The organism is Paenibacillus sp. Marseille-Q4541, assembly GCF_018310695.1.
Classification (GTDB): domain Bacteria; phylum Bacillota; class Bacilli; order Paenibacillales; family Paenibacillaceae; genus Paenibacillus.
The window spans coordinates 31,921-47,144 of record NZ_JAGXCY010000002.1; the positions used below are offsets into that span (position 1 = coordinate 31,921).

The following is a 15,224-nucleotide window of genomic DNA, read 5'->3' on the forward strand; positions in this document are numbered from 1 at the left end:
CTAGCTCGGATCATATTTATATCATTAATACGAACAAAAATCGGTTTGGTTACGAAATCGTCATTCATTCTGACTTGAAATTCTGACCATAAAAAAACGAGCCGTCCTTCTCGGTGAAGGACGGCCCGGATTCCTTGCTTTATAGTAGTCAAAATTCCCATTACACAAACTGTCTAATGTCATTATTGCGTCCGAATCGATAGATCGCGATGAGCGCAAAAACTGTGGCGAAGGCGATAAGAATCACCATATTGAGGTAAAGACTGCCGAGTTCCTGCCCTTGCTGGAGCTTATTTATCATATCGAGCAGCCAATGCTGTGGTGTAAAACTCGAAATTTTACGAATTGTGTCTGGCATAATATCCATTGGAAAGAAACAACCTGCGAGTAAACATGTCGGAGTGATAATCAGATTCTGCATGGCTCCAGCACCCGAGGTGCTCTTGGCGAAGGCAACGAGCATCAGAGAGAGTGAGATGGCTGTTAGTGCGAACAAGAGCAGCGAGATAATCATCTGTCCATATGAGATACCTGAGTCGATATGAAAAACATTCTTCATCACGACTAGTGTGATAACGATTTGCAGCAGCATGATCATCCCGTTGACTACTACATTCGATAATACATACGTTCTTGCAGATACGGGTGAAGACAACAGGCGTAGGAAAGTGCGATTCTCTTTCTCTTTCAAGATCATCTCCGACATATTCACGGCAGAGAACATCATGAACATAACAAGGAACCCAATCGATTGATAGGTCATCGTCTTCGTGTTCGAAGTATCCTTTAGCGTTTCCGCTGACAATTGGTAACTCTGCTGCGTGTAGGCGGCATAAATCTTGTTAAAAAGAGCATCATCGCCTTGCGATTCTTTCCCGATCACGGCAACATTAGCAATATAGCTTTGAAGCATCGATTTCACATAGGTGGTCACCTGAGCACCTTTCACGGAGATGATATTGATGTGATCCGGTCTTCCTTCCCTCACACTGGCACCAAATCCTGGATCAATAACGATCCCGCTGTCCAGTTTTCCTGCCGCGATATCACTGCTGAGCGTTTCTTCGTCCGTAACGATTACTTCCATATGGTTTAGCCCTTCCAAGAACCGAATGGTATCCTTTGTGATCGTCTGGTTTCCATCCTTATTAACAATACCGATGTGAAGTGCACCTGAGCTATTATTACTGTATAGAAACATGGATATCAGTACACCGATGATCGGCAATCCAAGATAAATGAACCAGTTTCTTTTGCTGCGGAACGTTCCCGCTAACGTTTTACGGATAAGCCATACCATTTCCTTCATATTATAACGCCTCCCGTTTACGCATGAAGATGACAGTAATGATTAAAAAAATAGCAGCGAAGCCGGAATTCAATCCGATGGCAGGCCAAGCAGCTGCCAAGTTATCTGCATAAATAATCTGAGTCAACGCTGTATTTGCCCAGCGTAGCGGTGACAAGTTAGTGAGAAAGCTCATAAATCCTTCCGTATCGCCGATCGGAAAGTATGCACCTCCAATGAAAGATGCTACTTGCGTAAAGATCATGACGACAGCCCGAGATCCTTCCCCTGTGAATAGGAAACTTAGGCCGAGTCCAAGACTGACTGCGAGTAGTACCTCTGTCAGCAGCACTAGAAAGATCAAGCCATAATGAGTGCCCCAATCTGCACCGAATACAAATTTACTGAACAATAAAACAACAAGTACACATAACAGGTTGATGAAAGTACAACCAATTATTTTTCCAATAAAAATATCACTTTTATAAATCGGTGCAGCCATCAACCGGATGGCGGTATTTCGAGTGCGTTCTCCGCGGAATAAATAACTGGCAGAAGTTACGGAGTATAGAGCGATCATTGTTGTCATTGCGATAGCGTAATAGTCAAGTGACCCCGGTTGTTTATCCCGATTCAGTGTGGTTTCGTTGATGAACTCACCACTAGGCCTAGCGCTAATGGCGATCGACTGAGCTATCTCAGGATCTGCCTGAATGGCAGCAGTAGTGAGTGAATAACGGTCAGCAAATATGGTAAGTATGCCTTGGATAATGTTGCTTTCAATTGTGTTCTTACTACTTCCGTAGAACTTAATACCACTGTCGCTGAGTTCCACATAAGCGGTATATCGATCGGTACGAACCTCCTCTTGCCCGTCGATACCTTCATTCATTTGCACGATTTCGACACCTTCCTGCTCAAGGACCTGAGCAAAACCATGCCATGAGGTACTCAGTTGTGAGTTGGTCATCGTACTGTTTACTAACAACCGCATATCACCAACCTTAACTCCACTCGTAAAAGCACTCGATAACGCGGTGCCGAGAATCAGCATTAGAATAATGGGGAATGCAAGCATTAACAGAAAGGTTCTCGTATTACGGAGGCTTGATCTAATCTCTTTAAAAGCAATTTTCGATATATTCATGGTGCTGTCCCTCCTTAATCTCTCAAGTTTCTGCCAGTTAAGGTCAGGAACACGGTCTCCAGATTCGGCGCTTGTTCTTCGATCGATCTTATTTCCACCTGATTCATAATCAGCTGCTGTATGATTCGGTTCAGATTGTTAATCTCCGATTTAGACATTATCTTCAACATGTGTTCTTCATGACGTACCGAAGTCACACCTTGGATTAATTTTAGTTGATCAAGCTGGAGCAAATCAGCGGATTTGATGCCAATCCATATTTCCTTTGAATCCGTAATAATGGCTTTAAGCTGCTCTTTCGTTCCTTCAGCAATGATTTTACCGTGATCTACGATTGCAATTCGCGTACATATTTCCTCGACTTCTTCCATGTAATGACTCGTATAGATGATCGTGCAACCCATCTCGTTCAGCTTCCGTACCGAGTTCAAAATATAATTCCGGGACTGTGGGTCGATTCCAACCGTAGGTTCATCCATGATAATCAATTTAGGCCGATGAGCGATGGCGCACGCGATATTCAGTCGACGTTTCATACCACCAGAAAAGTTTTTAGGAAAGCTCTTGTGTTTTTCACCAAGCCCTACGAATTCGAGTGCTTCTTCTGTCCGTTCTTTTAGTAGCTTCCCTCTCAGACCATACAAGCCTGCAAAAAAACTAACATTTTCATAAGCGGTCATATCCTCGTAGATTGCGATATCCTGAGGCACGATTCCGGTATTCATTTTTGCGAATCGAACATTCTTCGTTATATTTTTGCCCAGCAGATTGATTTCACCCTTTGTGCTGCGCAAAAGAGACGCAATCATATTGATCGTTGTACTTTTGCCGGCTCCATTCGCTCCAAGGAACCCAAAAATCTCTCCTTCACGTACATTGAGCGACATATGATCTACCGCGATGAAATCACCGAATTTTTTGGTCAAGTTGTTCATTTCAAGTACATTGTTCATCCGAATCACTCCTATACATCTTTATGTCCGTATTGTAATAAAAAAGGATGCCCTTATGTCAGTGCATAAGTTCATCCTCTGTCTATGAGAATCTTCACTTTTTTAGATATGACAATATTCACCGACTCTCGTAAGGTAAAAGTGTCGTTACACTAAAGCCTTTCGTTCCATCAACTATCACCGTACCGCCTAAAGAAGCTGCCCTTTCTTCCATGCCGAGAATACCAAGGCCCTTCACCACCTTCATCTCCCCAATCCCATTGTCCATAACTACGGATTTAATGAATTTATTCAGCACCTGGACTTCGATATGGATGCCGGTAGCTTTCGCATACTTGAGCGCATTCGTTACCGCTTCGGTTGCATTCTGTTGCATAATTTTCCATTGGATCGGTGTAATGACGTCTAGATCCCCATTATAGGTCAACGTCGCGGTCACAGACTCTTTGGCCGACAGTTCGTCTATGAGTAGGCGGAGCCGATTAATACCCATTTCCTCCTGTGGCGGCTTCAAATCTTTAAGCGTAAGCCTGATCCTTTCCAGTCCTTCTTTGGAAATAGCGATAGCGTTGCTAAGCAGTTCTGAAGCTTTCTCACGGTCTGTATCTAGTAAACGGCGTGACGCTTCCATCTGAATGAGGCCACCCGCCATCGAATGCCCAATATCATCATGAATTTGCTGAGACAGACGGTTTCGTTCCTCCAACTTGATCATATATTCCGACTGACGTGAGTATTCCTTATTTTCGTTCAACGATTGGGTTAACCGCTGCAAATCTTCTCGCATTTTCTCTGTTTCAATTTCATGCCTCTCATTCTTGTCATGGAGTGCGTAGACTGACATGCATAACAGATAACTCAGTAAGACACTCAGAAGATAAAGGGGGATCAGACTGTGAGGAACGAAAGGAAGCGGCAGCAACATACATAGTAAAGTGAGCAGCTTACTCTTCGAATATAAAGACACCAGTTCATAAACGTTGATTGGTAAAAGAAGTATAAATAATGGGTCCAAACGGATTACAATCACAAAGACAAAAACAGCTGATAATATGATTAGCAACTGCTTTGGTTTTGGTTTTTTAAATATAGGAATGGCAATATTCATACTAATATAGATCAAGTAAGAAAGCACAAGCCAGGAGCTCGCTGATGAAGTGGAATTGGCCAGAAAAGAAGCGGTAATTACGTACCCAAGGACTACAGCTTTATTTTTGATCTTTAAAAGTTCCATAGCCCAATAATCTCCTATTCATCCGACATTCTGGTCTCGCCTGTCAAATAATAAATTGCAATCTGAGTACGATGTTCGAGTCCCGTTTTATTCAACACTGAAGTGATATAATTGGCCACCGTTCCTTCGGAAATAAACAACTTTTTGGCGATTTCTTTATTTGAATATCCTTTGGCAATTAGTCCCATCACATCGAGTTCACGTGCCGTAAATAAACTCCGATCAATTTTATCTCCTTCTCGGGCTGGCAGAGATGGTTCAGCAATGGGTATTGTGGAAGGCAATACCTCGGTATTCGTAGCATCCAGGTCTGCTATAAGATTCGATTTGATCTTGTCGAGCACAACATCCTGCAGCACATAATGGTTGTTATAGACACTCTTAATGGCGTCACGAATACGTTCAGGATCATTATTTTTCAGCAAATAGCCACATGCTCCCGATTTGACAGCTTCCAGAACAAACTCATCATCATCGAAAGTCGTGAGGATGAGTGGTTTGACACGAGTCTGTTCCGTTAACACTCGCGTTGCCTCGACTCCGTTCATGTTCGGCATACGCACGTCGAGCAGTGCGATATCTACATCGTTGCTTTTGCAAAAATGAACAGCCTCTTCCCCATCCGCCACTGTACCTACCACATCAAAATCGTCGAAACTGTTTAAAATAATCTTCATACCTTCTCGTATAAATGAATTGTCGTCTGCGATCAACACTTTAATTTTCAAACGATCTATCCCCCATCACATAAGGTTACATATGTACAATGTATCATATCCAGCTTTAATAGTAATTCGATTCCTTCCATGCTGTCTAGCCCAATTTGATTCCATCTAAAGGTTTACACGTCTCCCTTATAAATCAACTTTCAGGTGGACTTTTCTTTGACTTATTCCTCGTATACTGAGATCAATAAGACGAAGCGAGGGAAAATAAAATGTTAAATTACATCATTATCGTGATTATCTCCGTATTCATGTTAGCACGAGAAAGAACGGTGCGCCCAAATCGCATGTGGATCCTACCTGCTATATTAATACTAGTCATCGGGGCAGGAATCGCCCAAACGTTTACCATGACTTCACTAAATGTGGTAATTCTAATTGCTTGTACTATCATCGGCATATTCGTTGGGATATGGAGAGGCAAACTCGAGAGAATACGCATCCACCCTACAACTCGAAAGATAACATCACAAACTCCAATCGAAGGAGTCATTCTTTTCATATTTATTATCCTCGTGCGTGCATTAATAGGGTATTGGGGAGCAGAACAACATCTGGTATCATTAGGAAATGATATGTTAATGATTCCATTAGTAAGTGTTTGTGTACGACGTTATTATGTATATTTGAAATACAAACAATTTCAATCAGCCACCAATAAACTAGCCTAGCTCTTGGGTAGAAAGTGTGTTTTATGTCATTTAAACATATGATGAACAAAGGTGTTTCATTTCTTAAGCAGCGCTTTGGTTATATCTTTTTGAACCTAATTTCGATCTACCTGTTTATCGAAACCATGCCGGAAGCTGCGACGATTCCGTTCTTACTATGGAGTATACTATTCGTAGGATTTATGGCCATGTTCTGGGTTCCAAAAAAACGAAGGTGGACCCCTATGAAAAGGAATATTTATATTCTCGTATTATGGGGTCTGGCTATTTTTTCATGGACGGCGTTCGAAATGCGAGAAACTACCGTATCTATGGTATATATACTCATCGGTGTAATCGCACTAACACTACCACGTAACGCATCTTATGTTACAGCTGCAGTTGTGATTCTTACTTACCTGATCATTGATTTGACAACCGAACCCGGTTCACTTGAATCCATCTTACTTGTAGCAAGTAATTACATCGGAATTTTTGTGATGATGTGGGCTTTTCGAATCAAAAATGAAGCAACTGCGCTAAGTAAACTTCATTATCAACAACTGAGCATCGTTCATGCAGAACTTGAACAAGCTCATGTCGAACTTCAAGAGGCTCATCTTAAATTAGAGGAAGCAACTGTCGATTCTCTTAGGTTCGCTGTTCTCGAAGAAAGATCTCGGATTGCTAGAGATATTCACGACAGTATTGGTCATGGACTTACCTCTGTCATTGTACAGCTTCAAGCCTTACCTTATGTCATCAAAGCCAACTCTGATGAAGCAGATGCGACTGTCCGTAGTGTGCTCGAAGTGGCGCGCAATTGTCTGAAAGATGTTCGGAAAGTTGTCCATGAGATGGCAGAGGATGGCACGGATTCAGGCATCATCGCTCTAAAAAGCCTTGTAAAACAAGTTCAGGAGCAAAGCGGACTTCCAATAAAATTTACAAGCTCCAGTACCTTAACTCTTTGGGAACATTACCTATCCGAAGCACTCTATCGGATTTTGCAAGAAGCACTGACAAATGTAATTCGGCATGCGGAAGCTTCCAGAGTTCTTGTTTCTATTCAAGAGGTCGATACGGACATTGTTATGACAATCAGCGATGACGGGAAGTTTAATGCGCAAGACATTGTTCGACCTGGTTTTGGAATGAACGGAATGAAAACACGTTGTGAACGACTTCAAGGTACATTTGAATTCCATCCAATATACCCACATGGCATGATGCTTACTATAAGACTGCCGCTTAGAAGCAATGTTACGGAGAGGGAGAACATGAGTGGATAATCCTATAAGACTCGCGATCGTTGATGATCAACATTTGATACGCCATGGGTTTAGTTATATTATTAAAGCGCAATTGGACATGGAGCTTGTAGGAGAAGCAAACAATGGCCTTGAAGCGATTCAATTAGCCAATGACAAGCTGCCCCAAGTTATGTTGATGGATGTCCAAATGCCGGAATGCACAGGAATCGAAGCAACCCATAAAATATTAGCGAAACATCCAGATATCAAAGTCGTCATTTTAACTACTTTTGATACCGAAGAATATGTGTACGAAGGCATTCGAGCTGGTGCGGTGGGGTATTTGCTTAAAGATGCTACTCCAGATGAACTACTCGATGCGATTCGGGCTGCCCACCGCGGTGAAGCCATTTACCGAACGGCCATTGCTGCCAAAGTGATAGCCAAAACAATTCGATCCTCGCCTGTTCCTACGGATTCGGAAAAGTCACTCCCTGACATTCCATTACTTGCATCCTTCACCGAGCGGGAACTCGAAGTTCTTCAACAAATGGCGTACGGACTACGTAATGAAGAAATTGCTGCAAAGCTACACATTGGTGAAAGTACGGTAAAAACACACGTCCATCGTATTTTGCAAAAAATGGATGCAGAAGATCGAACACAAGCCGTCGTCTATGCCATTCGAAATAGGATTGTATTATAATTCGTTAGTTGGCCGTCTTCACTCCAAACCCAATTAACATAACTCCTGTCGTTTTTTGAAAAGCTTTTTGAAATATAGGTCTCTCCATCCATTTCCTCACATGATGTAATAGATAAACCAAGGTTAAAAACCATCCGACTGCTATTAATGTGAGAATGACTCCTAATACGACCAGTTGTTGATTCGTGTTCCCATTCAGATCAATGAATTGTGGCATAAAAGTAATGTAGACCAAAACAGTTTTCGGGTTAAGAATATTACTAACGGCTCCCTGTAAATAGGACTCTTTGTAACGATGATGAGTTAATTTTTCACTAGAATGCTCACTGATCACTTGAACGTCTGAAAATGAACTTTTATTAATAAACATTCTTATACCTATGTAAATCAGATATGCAGCTCCCACATATTTTATTGCATTAAATAGAAATACGGATTGTGCAATGACTACGGACAACCCAAGCACGACGACAATAGTCCAAAAAGTAAGACCTGTCGCCATTCCGAGTATCGTATAACGTCCTGCCTTCGCTCCGTGCATTAATGTATTTTTCATAATCAGCACCGTATCTGTCCCTGGCAACATTGACATCATTAAAGCCATCAATATATAAGCAAGTATGTTATCCATTTTTTTCTCCTCATTATATTAGCTCATTAGTTGCAAGCTTTTTTAGACCTTTAAGCGTATTGGTAGATTTTCATGTATTGTTTGGGAGTTAGCCCAATCTGTCTTTTGAAAAATTTAGTCAGATGACTTTGATCACTAAATCCTGTTAAATAAGTGACATCAATAGGCTTTAAACCTTGTTCTAATAGTTTTTTCGCATGGTTTACCCGAATGGTTTCCAAGTAGCAATATGGAGATATGCCCCTTTGTTTCGTGAATGATCTTAGTAAGTGATACTTGCTCCATCCCGTAAGTTCACTTAAATCATGAAGTGTAATTGATTTTGTATAGTTTTCCTCTAAATAGTGAGTCACTGCACGGATTTCATGAGATGTTTCAGGCGCTTGTGGATCGATTGTAAGATCAGAATGGTTCCCAATAAGCTCTTCCATGAAAGATAAAAAGAGTTCCTCCTTCTCAAACTCATCGTTAGCTTCATTCTGTGAAACTTTCATATGTACCTCTCTTAATTTTGTTACTAGCTCGGTTTGGTATATTACGCTTTGATTAAAGTGTGGAAGACTCTTGTTACCAATCATTTCAAGAACAATCTTTTGCATAACTTCTGGCTCTACATTAAAGCATCGATAATCTAATGCCTTGCCATCAATCTGTTCGCAACTGTGAGTCTCATAAGGATTGAACAATATTAAATCTCCAGGATTAATAATATATTCTTCTCCTTTACAGATAAGATAACGCTGCCCTTTTTCAATGAAGCCAATCACATAATATTCATGAAAATGGGCAGGAAACTTTTGCATGATCCCCTTGAATCGATAAGCCTCTATATCTAAATCAGAATCAAGATAAATGGTTCGGATTTCATTAGACATCTTGCTATCCTCCTATTCAGTAATGACAACTATACAATATCATGAATGATAACGTTTTTCTTGTATGATATTGCTCACGGAATACCCCAATGTGCACAATAAGTCCTCTTGGTCGTAAGAACAAAGGAATATAATAATCCCCTCCACTCTTTGCTAAAATTCATGTAAAAGAAGGAATCATATCCATAAATATCAATAAATTAATCCTTCTAACCGATAAAATAAAAATACTATATTTTTGAAAAGGAGCACCAACATGGGAAAATATTTGATTAAAGTGGACTCAGTTCAAAAGAAAGTAAATATTGAAGTGACGGGTAAGTTTAGTTATGAAGAAGGAAATAATTTTGTATCTGAATTCCGTACGAAAACAAGCAACATGATCACAAGTAGTTATGATTTTGAATGTAAATGTATAGGGCTTAATATTGCAGACGCTGAATCTCTACCCAGCCTTGAAGCAGCATTTAGCGAGTACAAGCAGTGTGAATTCAAGTCATACAAAATGATCGTTGAACCAGATAAAAAAAGTAAAACACTTACTACTTCTGCAGGACTTGTAAAAAGCCAACTCGGTAGATTATCGCGAAAATCTGGATTGCCTGATATGGAAATCATCGTTGTTGATTGATAAATAGGAGGAATACTTCATTGAAAAACATTAGAATTTTATCTACCGCAGTGTATCATCCAGATCATAAGGTGAACAATCAGAGTTACATTGATATGTATGAGAAGCAAGGAAAAGATGTACGGCATTTTTTTGAAAATGTGATGGGTCGTAAAGATCGGTATATTATCAAAGAGCCTAATAAAGAAAATAATATTACAATGGCAATTAACGCTTCTCGTAAGGTTTTAGAAACAGCGGATCTCCAACCAACCGATATTGACATTTTGTATTTTGCCACTCAAACTCCGGAGTATTTAATGCCTACAAACGCGCTTATCCTACATAAGGAAATCGGTATGGGACATAACTCAGCCGCTATCGATGTGAATGGAACTTGTGTTGGGATGTTACTAGCTATGGAGCAAGCCGTTAATTACCTTCGGCAGACAAAAGGGGTGAAACGTGCTCTTGTTGTCGGTGCTGATCATATTTCACGATATACTAGAGAAGAAGATGAAGTCCCACATGGTAATTTTGGTGATGCTGCTGCTGCGATTCTCTTAGAAGTAACAAGTGAATCGGGTGGCTACATTGATTCATGGCATTACATAAATACGGCTCCCATTGACTATATTTTGTTTCCAAAGGGCGGTATTTCATCGATTCAAGACAAAAAGGATTTTTATGTAGACTGGACTGGTTTTAATGCAGATAGCCATTCGATCCCTCCAACTGTTCAAGGAATTAGAAATCTCGTAGAATCTAATGGATATACACTTGATGACATTAAGAGTTTTTACATGTCTCAGTTTTCTATCAAATCTCTGAAATTATTAAGTCACGAGCTCTCTATTAGTATGGATAAATTTAAGTTTATAGGCGATCAGTACGGTTATACTGGACCTAGCAGCCCAATAATTGCATTGAATGAAGCGATTGAAGAGGGTTCTCTTAGACGTGGGGATCTTATCATTCTTTGGTCTGTGGGTGCGGGTATGCAATTGATCGCTTCTATTTATGAATATTAGATCAACGATCTTTAGCTATTAAGGCCTTATGTTTTGAAGACTTACATATTAGAAATATGAATCAGCTCTTAAAAAGGTCATGTCTCTATTGAGCGGTCAACTGGTTATATATTCTTCCGAAATCTCGATCCACTCATTAAAAAGAGGGGCTAATTTCCATGAATGGAGATTAGCCCCTCTTAAATATATATCTTGATATGTTTAAGGCGTTGGCGTACCGCCATTCGCATTGATAGTCTCACCCGTAACATAGCTTGATTCTTGACTCGCTAAGAAGACATATGCCGGAGCCATTTCCGCAGGCTGTCCTGGACGGCCAAGTGGCGTATTTCCACCGAAGTCTGCCAGTTTTTCCGTCGGCTGCCCACCTACGACTTGAAGTGGTGTCCATACGGGACCTGGAGCAACAACGTTCACTCGGATTCCTTTCCCTGCTACCTGCTGTGCAAGAGCCTTACTAAAGGTATTGACCGAAGATTTCGTCGTAGCATAATCCAGTAAAATAGGCGACGGTTTATAGGCTTGGATCGAAGACGTGTTGATGATCGAACTACCCGGTTTCATGTGTTTTACAGCCGCTTTGCAAAGCCAGAACAAGGAATATACATTCGTCTTAAATGTAGCATCGAATTGTTCTGTCGTGAGATCTGCAATATCCTCAACGTATTGCTGTTTACCGGCTACATTAGCTAGAATATCGATTCCGCCCAGTTTTTCTACTGCAGTCGATATCAGTTGTTCACAGTATTGCTCGTCTTTCAAGTCGCCAGGAATCGCAATGGCTTTACGCCCTGCTTCTTCGATCAACTTGACCACTTCCTTGGCATCGGCCTCTTCCTCTGGCAAATAAGACAGAACTACATCAGCTCCTTCACGAGCAAATGCAATGGCTGCAGCTCGTCCAATTCCACTATCTGCTCCGGTAACCACTGCTTTACGGCCGTTCAAACGCCCGGTTCCGCGATAGCTTGTCTCTCCCGCATCCGGTACGGGGTGCATTTCCTTCTGTAAACCAGGTTCCGGTTGTTTCTGCTTCCAATCCGATGTCGCCTTCGGATATTGTGTCGTTGGATCTTGCATCTTATATTGATCTTGATCTGACATGCTAATTCCTCCTTAATTCATATGTGTAAGGTTACATTTTTCATTAAAGTTTTAACTCTTCTCTTTGTAACCGTGATCGAAGAAATTTAAACTAGGTAGCTGAATAGTAGGTTCTATAAACATTAATGAATTTCAATTCTCCCGATTTGTTTGAAGCAACTATGCTCTGCATTACCTTAAACCAAAAAAAACCGCGTTTTACGCGGTTTCGTTAAATCTCGTTAGTCCAGAAGACAATATAATACAATGGCTTGTTGGACATAGAGCAAATTCTTCTTAAACTCATATCCAACAAAATAATCCGAAGCAATCACGTCTTCATGAACCTCCTCGCCCCGAAAAAAAGGAGGACATGGATTTAACATTGCGTTTCGTTTCGTTAATTTCATTCTGGCTAAGCTGATTTGATATTTATCTATATATTCAGTCGTTCGTAACTCCTTTGGTAACGAGTCGGTCAAAATCACATCACTGTCCATTAAAATACGTTCAAGATTAGTGTGAAATTGATAGTTGCGGGTATTCTCACCTATTTGATAATCACTTGTGCAGACATGATTAAAATTGAGATTGAGTACGCGTGAAACATGCATCCATGATTTGAAGATATTCCCCGGTGGACCAACAAAAGTATACACTAGCTCTTTAAAGTGTTCTCTTCTTTTACTGATCGAATATAGATCGGATAAAATCTCACATGGATGATTATCAGATGTCATCGCATTGATGACAGGTATATCCGAGTGTCTACACAATTCTTGCAACTTTGAAAAATCTGAATGTCTAACAATCATGCAGTCAGCCCAATTGGATATATATTTAATCACATCTCTTAACTCTTCCCTTTTATCCAAGGTTTCTGGAGGGAATAAGATACATTCCCCGCCCAATTCTTTTATGCCTTTCTCAAAAGTAATTCTCGTTCTAAGACTAGATTCAGGAAAGAATAAGATAAAGGTTTTTCCAGCCAAAGATTGTTTATGATTTTCACCTATCAATCGATCTGCTAAATTAAAAATGTCTGTTATCTGTATAGCTGAAAGATCTTTTACATCCAATAAGTTCATGTATCCACCCTACTTTCAGGACTCGGAATGAATTTATATTCATAAATATTGTGGCAACCTATATTTCATGGATCTACGTATTAAAATTCATAGTGCTTTTGAAAATAAGTCTTAATTATTCTCGAGTTGGAATACTGTTCATGAATTCCTGTCATTAGCTCCTTCCAATGCTGTTTCACTTCATAAAAATCCCCTTTTTCTATAACGCCTTCGTCCATATTTTCATGTAGATAGCCAAATACGCCTTCTAAATCATCGATAACTTTTGTGTATGCACTGATATCATTTTCTGTTTGAACAATATCCATGATGTTCGTTTTCACAGTCCCAAAAAAATCGGATACTTGGGAAAAAGAATCATACTCATTTTTATTTTTCGTTGTAATCCTCCAATGATTCGCGGCTACTGCGGAAGAATGTTCTGCAACGTACATATCCGCAGCAATCGAACGTAGACGATCTTTCATTGCATCCAGTGGCATCGAATTCTTGTTCATATCCTCTTTAGTTAACTTAATTGAATAGAACGGTCCTTTTATTCCAAGCTCCATTATTCTATTCGTGAGTGAATAATAGGTTTGGTTTTCGGCATCGCTATACTTCTTGTATTGGTAATATGACAGTACCGTAGATAGTGCCAGCGCTACAATGATAATATAATAGATTGCTGGTTTGATTTTATTCTTCACTATTCTCACCTTTCGTTTCTTTAAGGATAGTTATCTAATATACCATGGAAATATTTGCTTTACATCGTATTTATGCATTTTTATTTATAGCTAAATTCATGTTAAAGTATGATTATAGAATCTTTTAGTTTACAATTGATGTGAGATCTCTATACTTATAACTATGTGTTTGCTATTTTCAACTAGAGGAGGACTTTTTCTTGAGTAAAACTATTCAAATTGGTATCGTAGGATACGGTAATCTTGGCCGCGGTGTAGAACTCGCGATTGAACAAAATCCAGACATGGAGCTTGTAGCCATCTTTACTCGCCGTCAACCAGAACAACTGACATCAACTAATGGCGTTGCGAAGTTCGAACATATTTCTACGGTTGAGCAGTATAAAGGCAAGATTGATGTCATGATTCTGTGCGGAGGATCTGCAACGGATCTACCTGAACAAACACCTGCAATCGCAAGTATGTTTAATACGGTAGACAGTTTTGACACACATGCAAAAATCCCTGAGTTCTTCGATGCAGTTAACGAAGCAGCAGCGAAAGGAAACAATCTAAGTGTCATCTCTACTGGATGGGATCCAGGTCTGTTTTCTTTGAACCGTTTGCTTGCTGAATCTATTCTTCCAGAAGGTAAGGACTTTACGTTTTGGGGCAAAGGCGTAAGTCAAGGTCACTCCGATGCAATTCGCCGCGTTCCAGGTGTAAAAGCAGGTGTACAATACACAGTACCTGTTGAAGAAGTGATTGAAAGTATCCGTTCAGGAGAAACGCCGGAACTTGAAACAAGAGATAAGCATCTTCGTGAATGTTTCGTTGTAGCTGAAGAAGGTGCGGATCAAGAAGCGATTAGAGAAACGATCGTGTCGATGCCGAACTATTTCGCAGATTACAACACGACTGTTCATTTCATTACTGAAGAGCAATTAAAAGCTGAGCATCAAGGCATGCCTCACGGTGGATTTGTTATTCGCAGTGGTGTTACTGGAAAAGGTACAAAACAAATTATCGAATTCAGTTTGAAGCTTGAAAGCAATCCTGAGTTCACAGCTAGTGTACTTGTAGCTTATGCAAGAGCTGCATACCGTCTGAGCAATGAAGGACAAAAAGGAGCAAAAACGGTTCTGGATATTCCATTTTCCTACCTGTCTCCAAAATCAGCGGCAGACCTTCGCCGTGAATTGTTATAAGATCGCATACAAAAAGAACTTTCATCTACGGATGAAAGTTCTTTTTGTTAAAGTCACAGCTGAGAATATTCATA

General features: G+C 40.2%; 15 protein-coding genes. 5 read left to right on the top strand and 10 right to left on the bottom strand.

From position 1 onward, the window contains the following. Positions 1–160: 160 nt before the first annotated feature. The 5 genes from KFT32_RS02845 to KFT32_RS02865 all read right to left on the bottom strand — a co-directional run bounded on the left by KFT32_RS02845 (position 161) and on the right by KFT32_RS02865 (position 5,299). The gene (locus KFT32_RS02845) at positions 161–1,309 is read right to left on the bottom strand and encodes an ABC transporter permease (protein WP_211745621.1); all 1,149 of its coding nucleotides are present in this window, start codon (positions 1,307–1,309) and stop codon (positions 161–163) included. 1 nt (position 1,310) lies between these two features. Further along, positions 1,311–2,435: an ABC transporter permease gene (locus KFT32_RS02850; protein ID WP_211745622.1), complete on the bottom strand. Its 1,125-nt coding sequence runs from the start codon at positions 2,433–2,435 to the stop codon at positions 1,311–1,313. 14 nt (positions 2,436–2,449) lie between these two features. Continuing rightward, positions 2,450–3,388 (bottom strand): ABC transporter ATP-binding protein, encoded by a 939-nt coding sequence (locus tag KFT32_RS02855; protein ID WP_211745623.1) that lies wholly within the window; start codon positions 3,386–3,388, stop codon positions 2,450–2,452. 118 nt (positions 3,389–3,506) lie between these two features. Continuing rightward, complete coding sequence (locus tag KFT32_RS02860; RefSeq protein ID WP_211745624.1) at positions 3,507–4,622, bottom strand: sensor histidine kinase; 1,116 nt, start codon at positions 4,620–4,622, stop codon at positions 3,507–3,509. A gap of 14 nt (positions 4,623–4,636) precedes the next feature. Next, on the bottom strand, positions 4,637–5,299 hold the full coding sequence (locus tag KFT32_RS02865; protein ID WP_481856300.1) for a response regulator: 663 nt from the start codon (positions 5,297–5,299) through the stop codon (positions 4,637–4,639). 742 nt (positions 5,300–6,041) lie between these two features. Here KFT32_RS02865 and KFT32_RS27565 point away from each other — a divergent pair. Both KFT32_RS27565 and KFT32_RS02875 read left to right on the top strand, forming a co-directional pair. Continuing rightward, positions 6,042–7,289 (top strand): sensor histidine kinase, encoded by a 1,248-nt coding sequence (locus KFT32_RS27565; protein ID WP_211745626.1) that lies wholly within the window; start codon positions 6,042–6,044, stop codon positions 7,287–7,289. Next, positions 7,282–7,956, top strand: coding sequence for a response regulator (locus tag KFT32_RS02875; protein WP_211745627.1), 675 nt, complete (start codon positions 7,282–7,284; stop codon positions 7,954–7,956). Before KFT32_RS27565 ends, KFT32_RS02875 begins: the two co-directional genes overlap by 8 nt. Before the next feature lie 4 nt (positions 7,957–7,960). Here the strand turns inward: KFT32_RS02875 and KFT32_RS02880 are convergent, their stop codons facing one another. Both KFT32_RS02880 and KFT32_RS02885 read right to left on the bottom strand, forming a co-directional pair. After that, positions 7,961–8,587 carry a LysE family translocator gene (locus tag KFT32_RS02880; RefSeq protein WP_211745628.1) on the bottom strand — a complete coding sequence of 209 codons (627 nt, stop codon included), beginning with the start codon at positions 8,585–8,587 and terminating at the stop codon, positions 7,961–7,963. Positions 8,588–8,637: 50 nt separating this feature from the next. Next, complete coding sequence (locus KFT32_RS02885) at positions 8,638–9,462, bottom strand: AraC family ligand binding domain-containing protein (RefSeq protein WP_211745629.1); 825 nt, start codon at positions 9,460–9,462, stop codon at positions 8,638–8,640. A 256-nt stretch (positions 9,463–9,718) separates the two neighbouring features. On the opposite strand from KFT32_RS02885, the gene KFT32_RS02890 reads away from it, so the two are divergent. Continuing rightward, positions 9,719–10,093, top strand: a complete 375-nt coding sequence (locus KFT32_RS02890; protein ID WP_211745630.1) for a hypothetical protein — start codon at positions 9,719–9,721, stop codon at positions 10,091–10,093. A 20-nt stretch (positions 10,094–10,113) separates the two neighbouring features. Next, entirely contained in the window at positions 10,114–11,103 is a 990-nt protein-coding gene (locus KFT32_RS02895) for a ketoacyl-ACP synthase III (RefSeq protein WP_211745631.1), read from the top strand. Positions 11,104–11,304: 201 nt separating this feature from the next. On the opposite strand, the gene KFT32_RS02900 is transcribed toward KFT32_RS02895, so the two are convergent. From KFT32_RS02900 to KFT32_RS02910, 3 genes are all read right to left on the bottom strand, one after another. After that, entirely contained in the window at positions 11,305–12,207 is a 903-nt protein-coding gene (locus KFT32_RS02900) for an SDR family oxidoreductase (RefSeq protein WP_211745632.1), read from the bottom strand. Positions 12,208–12,428: 221 nt separating this feature from the next. Beyond that, positions 12,429–13,274, bottom strand: coding sequence for an ornithine carbamoyltransferase (locus tag KFT32_RS02905; protein WP_211745633.1), 846 nt, complete (start codon positions 13,272–13,274; stop codon positions 12,429–12,431). Positions 13,275–13,354: 80 nt separating this feature from the next. Further along, positions 13,355–13,963, bottom strand: a complete 609-nt coding sequence (locus tag KFT32_RS02910) for a hypothetical protein (protein WP_211745634.1) — start codon at positions 13,961–13,963, stop codon at positions 13,355–13,357. Positions 13,964–14,163: 200 nt separating this feature from the next. Between KFT32_RS02910 and KFT32_RS02915 the strand changes: the two genes are divergently transcribed. After that, positions 14,164–15,150 (top strand): diaminopimelate dehydrogenase, encoded by a 987-nt coding sequence (locus KFT32_RS02915; RefSeq protein WP_211745635.1) that lies wholly within the window; start codon positions 14,164–14,166, stop codon positions 15,148–15,150. Positions 15,151–15,224 lie beyond the last annotated feature (74 nt).

Coding starts and splice junctions, on each gene's coding strand:
- KFT32_RS02855 (WP_211745623.1), bottom strand. CDS start 3,388: ATGAACAATGTACTTGAAATGAACAACTTGACCAAAAAATTCGGTGAT.
- KFT32_RS02900 (WP_211745632.1), bottom strand. CDS start 12,207: ATGTCAGATCAAGATCAATATAAGATGCAAGATCCAACGACACAATAT.
- KFT32_RS02905 (WP_211745633.1), bottom strand. CDS start 13,274: ATGAACTTATTGGATGTAAAAGATCTTTCAGCTATACAGATAACAGAC.
- KFT32_RS02865 (WP_481856300.1), bottom strand. CDS start 5,299: ATGAAGATTATTTTAAACAGTTTCGACGATTTTGATGTGGTAGGTACA.
- KFT32_RS02860 (WP_211745624.1), bottom strand. CDS start 4,622: ATGGAACTTTTAAAGATCAAAAATAAAGCTGTAGTCCTTGGGTACGTA.
- KFT32_RS02850 (WP_211745622.1), bottom strand. CDS start 2,435: ATGAATATATCGAAAATTGCTTTTAAAGAGATTAGATCAAGCCTCCGT.
- KFT32_RS02890 (WP_211745630.1), top strand. CDS start 9,719: ATGGGAAAATATTTGATTAAAGTGGACTCAGTTCAAAAGAAAGTAAAT.
- KFT32_RS02880 (WP_211745628.1), bottom strand. CDS start 8,587: ATGGATAACATACTTGCTTATATATTGATGGCTTTAATGATGTCAATG.
- KFT32_RS02885 (WP_211745629.1), bottom strand. CDS start 9,462: ATGTCTAATGAAATCCGAACCATTTATCTTGATTCTGATTTAGATATA.
- KFT32_RS02845 (WP_211745621.1), bottom strand. CDS start 1,309: ATGAAGGAAATGGTATGGCTTATCCGTAAAACGTTAGCGGGAACGTTC.
- KFT32_RS27565 (WP_211745626.1), top strand. CDS start 6,042: ATGTCATTTAAACATATGATGAACAAAGGTGTTTCATTTCTTAAGCAG.